Below are 1,270 nucleotides of genomic sequence, written 5' to 3' on the forward strand. Positions count from 1 at the left end.
GCCGAAGCGGTAGATCAGACGATCCTTGTCATGATGATGATCCCAATATGTAGAGGTCTGTGATCAGGACGCCGAGCAGGTCATGCCGTGGTCAGGCCACGCACGCTTCCGATCATAGAATGGTGGAACCCAAATGCTGGAGCTCCCACGAGGTGCTATCGAGAAAGCCCCATCATCCTGACCTCCACGATGACCATCGTGACCATGTCCAGCTACAGCCGAGCTACAGCCCTGCGGGGCACGACGAGGTCGTAGGGAGCAGGAGGTCCAGACTTCGCCGCTATGGCCGACAGAAGAGACTGGAGGCTCGTGAGGGGTGAATATCTCGTGCCCCCGCGCGACCCTCTTAAGCGACACCCCATCACGGTACGTCTCGAGGACGATCGCCGCCTTCACGTGCTCGGGCCGGCGTCGACGACCCGTCGGCCCGCTCACGACCTCGATACGCCCACAGTAACCGTCGCCGTCACTATGAAAANCCGAGACCTCCTGCTTGGCCAGGCGTCACCTCGGCCAACAGGCCTTGTCAAACAACACAGGTGATGGGCGGCCGCTTACCCCAATCCTCGGACACCTCGCTGCACTTGATCACGTTCACCCGCTCTCTAGAACCCGTGGCGTTCGCGGGCTTACTTTCGTCCAGCGTGTTGCGGTTCTTCGGCACCGCCACGATGGACGCGTCGAGGATCTGCCCGCCCCGCGCGATGTAGCCCTGCCGCGCCAGATAGCCGTCGAACTGCTCGAACAGCGCCTCGACGAGGCCCGCTTGCGCCAACCCCTCGCGATAGAGCCAGACGGTCTTGGCATCGGGCACCCGGTCCTCGAGACCCAGCCCCAGGAACCTCATGAACGACAGCCGGTCGCGCACCTGATACTCGATCTGGTCGTCGGACAGGTTGTAGAGCGCGCCCAGAACCAGCGCCTTGAACATCAGAACCGCGTCGATGGGCTTGCGCCCCGCGCGCGACTTGCGCTCGGCATCGGGCTTGCGCCAGACCGCCTCCAGCGCCGGACGGAACTCTTCCCACGGCACGATGGCATCGATCTCGACCAGCGGGTCCCGCTTGGCATCCAGGCTCGCATAACGGTCTGAAAGATCGAAGAAACCCATCTGCGCCATCGCTGCATCCCCCGTACCCGTTCCTCACCTCCACGATACCGCCACGGCCAGATCAGGGCAATTTCTCGAGGCGCCCTCAAGGTTTGGAGCCTCCGGCAAACCCGGGGCGGTTCACTCCGCCGTTGACTGTGAACCGGCATGGAAAAAGGA

General features: G+C 62.9%; 1 pseudogene. It reads right to left on the minus strand.

Features of this window, described 5'->3' with window-relative positions:
• Nucleotides 1-547 precede the first annotated feature (547 nt).
• Nucleotides 548-1,120 (minus strand): annotated as a pseudogene (locus tag DRV84_RS15110) (transposase); the annotation flags it as partial.
• Nucleotides 1,121-1,270 lie beyond the last annotated feature (150 nt).

Origin of the sequence: Rhodosalinus sediminis, assembly GCF_003385555.1 — a bacterium.
GTDB classification, from domain to species: Bacteria; Pseudomonadota; Alphaproteobacteria; order Rhodobacterales; family Rhodobacteraceae; genus Rhodosalinus; species Rhodosalinus sediminis.